The following is a 4,438-nucleotide window of genomic DNA, read 5'->3' as shown; positions in this document are numbered from 1 at the left end:
ATGCCGGTGGCGATGGCGTCGGCGGGAATCACGCCGTCGTACAGGCCCGTGGGCACCAGCCCGACCAGGTGGCTCTCGTGCACTCGAGACCACTGAGCCGCCATCGCGGCCCGCACGGGGCTGCGGACCGAGTGGTCCAGGTGAACGAATATGGTTTTGAAATTCATGGATGCTCCCACAAGGTGGTGCGCCGCGTCCTGGCGCAGGAAATTGACGTCAGACAGATGTTCGTGCGCCGGGAGCGCGCGGGGGTTGACGGCGATCAAACCAACGCCGGGTCAGTGCTTCAGCACGCACTTGTCATACAGGTGCGGTGCGCAGCCTTCGGGGTCGTAGCGGCGCTTGAGCATGGTGTAGGTGCCCATGCCGTAGGCGCTGTCGAATTCCTCGCGGGTGAAGAAGCTGTCCGAGTAGAGCGACTTGATGCCCCCCAGGCGCAACACTTCCTGTTCGACCAGGCGGTTGAAGTGCCCCGCTTCATGCGCTTCGCGGCTCTCGACCACATCCCAGAAGCCGAAATTGACGTACAGCGTGCCCGCGTCGAGCGGGTACAGCGCAAAGCAGGCGCCAGGGTCCGGCACGTGCAACGGGCAGATCCAGACCGGCAGGATACCGATCTCGCGCTGCAGGAAGTCCAGGAAGGCCGGCGCCGAGCGGATCGGGACGTCGACGTCCTGGATCACGGATTCGGTGTGCAGCCCGTGACATGCTGCTATGCGCCTTGTCACGCCCCAGCGGGCATTCATGCGCATGAGCCGCGTGTAGGTACGGGAGTTGAGGTGCTCACGGCCGAACAGGCGACGCACCAGCGGGTTCTGCGCGCCGAAGTTGCGCGAACACCAGAACCAGTCCGTGTCCCAGCGCCACAGGTAGTCGTGCACGCTGAGGTAGTCGACCGGCATCTCCAGCAGCGAGCGGTAGTAGATGCGCTCGAACTCATAGTTGCTCAGCCAGGGGGCGGTGTTCTCGAAGCGGGCGATGTTCAGCACCATCGACCGGGGGCCGAACACCACGCCGTCGACAAAGTCGGCATCGCCCTCGCAGGCCTCGGCCAGCGCCGCGAAGAACTCCTCGGGATGTTCGTATGCGATGTGCTCCACGCGCACATAGGGCTGCACGGGCAGCGTGCGCAGCACCAGCCGCAGTGCATAGCCGAGCGAACCGTAGGAATTCGGAAAACCGAAGAACAGGTCGCGATGCGCGTTGTCGGGGGTGCAGTGGACGATGCGGCCGTCCGGCAGCAGCACGTCGAGTTCCAGCATCGAGTGGTGGACCAGCCCCTGGCGCATCGACGTTGCCTCTATGCCCACGCCCGCCACCGCCCCGCCCACGGTGATGGTCTTGAGCTGAGGCACCACCGCCGGCATCATGCCGTTCTGCAGCGTTGCAGCCACCAGGGCCTCGTAGGTGGCCATGCCTTCGACCTCGACCGTGCTGCATGCGGTATCGATGTCAATGACATGGTTGAAATCGCCGAGGTCGATGAGGCGCCTCGAGCCGGCCTGGCGGTCGCGGAACAAGTTGGAAGTGCGCTTGGCCAGTGCGATCGGCGGCGCCGGCCCCGCGCCGTCTTCGCGAATGGCCGTCATGAGACGGCTCTTGCGTTCCTGGTGGGCCAGCGCCTCAGTGCCGCGGCTCATACAGGTGCTCCCTGCCCATCGGGTAGCTTTGCGGCGTCACATTGCCCTTGCTGAAGACGATCTGGTACAGATGCGTGTAGCCCACCGGCGAGCGGAACATCTCGGCGCAGCCGATCAGGTAGGTGCGCCAGATGCGCCGGAAGCGTTCGTCGAAGCGCTGCGGGTCGAGGATCTGTATGGCAGGCCAATGCGTCTCGAAGCGCTCGGCCCAGGCATCGAGCGTGGGTGCGTAGTGCCGGCGCAGGTTCTCGATGTCGAGCACCTCCAGGCCGCTGCGCTCCATTTCCACGATCACGTCGGCCAGGCTGGGAATCCAGCCGCCGGGGAATACGTGCTTGCGTATGAAGAGCTCCGTATCGAAGCGCCCCACGTGGCCGATGAAGTGCAGGATGCCGAGCCCGCCGGGCTTGAGGAACTGCGCGTGCGCCCGGATCACCTCGGGCAGTTGGTCGCGGCCCGCGTGCTCCAGCGTGCCGATGGATACGACCTTGTCGTACTGCTCGTCGACGTCGCGGAAGTCGGCTTCGCGCACCTGCAGCGAGGCTTCCAGTCCGCGCCGTTCGATCTCGTCGCGCAGCCATTCGACCTGCTCGGTGGTGGTGTTGAGGCCGACGCCGGTGGTGCCGATCTTTTCCTGCGCGCGGAACATGAAACCACCGAAGCCGCAGCCGATGTCGATGAAGCGGTCTTCGCGCTTCAACATGATCTTGCGGCACACGTGGTCGATCTTGCGGCGCTGCGCTTCCTCCAGGCTGCGGGTGCCCTCGGGCCAGTAGCCGCAGGTGTACATCATCAGCGGATCGTCGAGCCACGGCCGGTAGAAGCCGGTGCCGAGGCCATAGTGCGCGCGTGCATTGGCCTTGGCATGGGCCGGGTCCCGGTTGGAGTGGCGCAGCTCGTGCAGGCTGTTCTCGATGCCGTTGAGCGCACCGGCCTGCTGGTCGAAGCCGGCGACCATGCCGGCCGCCAGGGCGGTGCCGAAATCGCCCTCGACGTCCACTTCCTGGTCGAAGTAGGCCTCCATCAAACCGATGTGCCCGCGCGTCGCCGTGGCGAACAACGCTGCCTCGGTATGAAAGGTGATGGTGAAGACCGGTGGGCCCTCGCCCACGCCATGGCGGCTGCCGTCGGGCATCACAACGGCGAAGCGCGTCGCGGCGCGCTGGCCGATGCCGTCGAGCATGTTGCGCAGTGGAAGGGACAGCATCGCGCGTCTAGCCGTCCAGCGGTACGCCGCCGCCGAAGCGGCAGATCCACTGGTCCATGAGTTCGCGCTGCACCGCGCCCATCGAGCGCTGCCAGGCCGCCAGCATTTCCCATTGCTCGCGCTGCGCCAGCAACATGCTCTTGCCGACGGCCATCTGCCAATTCATCACGGATTGAAGGTAGCCGGCTCCGAATGCAGTCGGGATCGTCGGGGTTATGGAAAAGGCGTCGTTGGGCATGAGAAATGTCTCCATGAGCTGAAAGTTCGTTCTGGGCACGGGCGATGCTTCGTCAGGCCGGTGCGCCGCGGATCGCACTGCGCAGACGCGCCGAGGCCTGGCCGACTTCGGCTTCTACGGCCTGCCATTGCGCCGCGTCCGCGGCCTCCATTTCGGCCAGCTTGTCTTCCACGACCTGCTGGCGCTGCCGCAGCGCGAGGATCTGCAGTTCCAGGTCGACCCTGCCTTCCGCACTGCGATGGGCAGAGATGCGCTCTAGCCGGGCGATGGTCTGCCGGGCTCGGTCCACATCCTTCTGCGCCTGCTCGACGATAGTGCTCTGCGTACGGGTGATGGGGGCATGGACAAAGGCTGGCTGCGCAGCCAGCGACAGTCGGTCCGTATCCGGAAGCACGAGGCGGCTTCCGTGCACCTGCAGTTGCGCCGCGGGAACGGCGACAAGGCGCCTGGATGCTCCGAGGGGATTGCCCGTGACGACGATCAGGAAGGTTACGTGCTTGTCGGTGCCGACGATCAGGTCGAGCGCCTTGCCGAGCTTGTCGCCCGACGCGTTGTACACGGACCGTCCGAGGATGCTCTGCTTCGCGCTCCATCCAGCGATCACCAGCTCGGATTCGGCTGTCGTGGAGCTCAGCCGCCTGGTACCTGCCACCTGGGCGCCCGCAGTACCGGCGAGCGCGAGCGCCATGCCCAGAACGACGATGTTTCCAGTTGTCTTCATGGGTGCTCCCGACTCATCAGGTCTTCATGGGCGTTGCCATGCCCGCATGCACCGAGAAGTAGCGACGCGCCAGCGCGACCAACTCGTTGGTGCTCATGTGCTCCACCGTCTCCCAACCGACGACGTGCTGCGCCAGCTCAGGGCGGTGCTTCTCGACGTAGTGACGGAAGTCAGCTTGCGCTGTATGGGAGCCGGCAACCAGTACCTCGGCAACCCCCTTCATCGCATCGCACACCTCGCCGAAGAACTCGTGTTCGCTGCGCACGTTGCTGCCATGCTGTCGCGTGCAGTGGACATGCTCCCTAACCTGCTGCGCAAGAACCTGCGAAGCGTCGAACTGAAGGACTTGCGCTGCGTGGTGATCGACCCAGGCGACTGCATGAAAAAGCGACATTGAAGAACCCGTTGAAAAGAGGAAATGGAAGAGACGGAAGGAAATTCCGGCAGGCGCAAGGGCCCTACGCTTCGATGATCACCTTGAGCGCATGCGTCTCGGCGGCGCGCCCGAAGGTGTCGTAGGCATCCAGCACCTGGTCCAGCGTGAAGCGGTGCGTGATCAGCAGGGCCGGGTCCACCTTGTGGGACTGCACCGTCTTCAGCAGCATCGGCGTGGACACGGTGTCGACCAGCCG

At 65.0% G+C, this 4,438-nt stretch carries 5 protein-coding genes and 1 pseudogene; all 6 read right to left on the bottom strand.

Features of this window, described 5'->3' with window-relative positions:
- Positions 1 to 278: 278 nt before the first annotated feature.
- Entirely contained in the window at positions 279 to 1,640 is a 1,362-nt protein-coding gene (locus tag BLV60_RS33720; RefSeq protein ID WP_256329698.1) for an FAD-binding oxidoreductase, read from the bottom strand.
- Positions 1,624 to 2,847 (bottom strand): SAM-dependent methyltransferase, encoded by a 1,224-nt coding sequence (locus BLV60_RS33715; protein ID WP_093060125.1) that lies wholly within the window; start codon positions 2,845 to 2,847, stop codon positions 1,624 to 1,626. Before BLV60_RS33715 ends, BLV60_RS33720 begins: the two co-directional genes overlap by 17 nt.
- 7 nt (positions 2,848 to 2,854) lie before the next feature.
- Positions 2,855 to 3,085 (bottom strand): hypothetical protein, encoded by a 231-nt coding sequence (locus BLV60_RS33710; RefSeq protein ID WP_093060127.1) that lies wholly within the window; start codon positions 3,083 to 3,085, stop codon positions 2,855 to 2,857.
- A 52-nt stretch (positions 3,086 to 3,137) separates the two neighbouring features.
- On the bottom strand, positions 3,138 to 3,806 hold the full coding sequence (locus tag BLV60_RS33705; protein WP_093060123.1) for a PRC-barrel domain-containing protein: 669 nt from the start codon (positions 3,804 to 3,806) through the stop codon (positions 3,138 to 3,140).
- A gap of 16 nt (positions 3,807 to 3,822) precedes the next feature.
- Positions 3,823 to 4,200, bottom strand: a complete 378-nt coding sequence (locus BLV60_RS33700) for a hypothetical protein (RefSeq protein WP_093060121.1) — start codon at positions 4,198 to 4,200, stop codon at positions 3,823 to 3,825.
- A 64-nt stretch (positions 4,201 to 4,264) separates the two neighbouring features.
- Positions 4,265 to 4,438, bottom strand: a pseudogene (locus tag BLV60_RS34805) (alcohol dehydrogenase); the annotation flags it as partial.

It is taken from the genome of Variovorax sp. YR634, assembly GCF_900106655.1.
In the GTDB taxonomy this organism is placed as follows: Bacteria; Pseudomonadota; Gammaproteobacteria; order Burkholderiales; family Burkholderiaceae_C; genus Variovorax.
The sequence above is the reverse complement of the archived record's forward strand: the minus strand, read 5'-3'. Positions and strand labels throughout refer to the sequence as shown.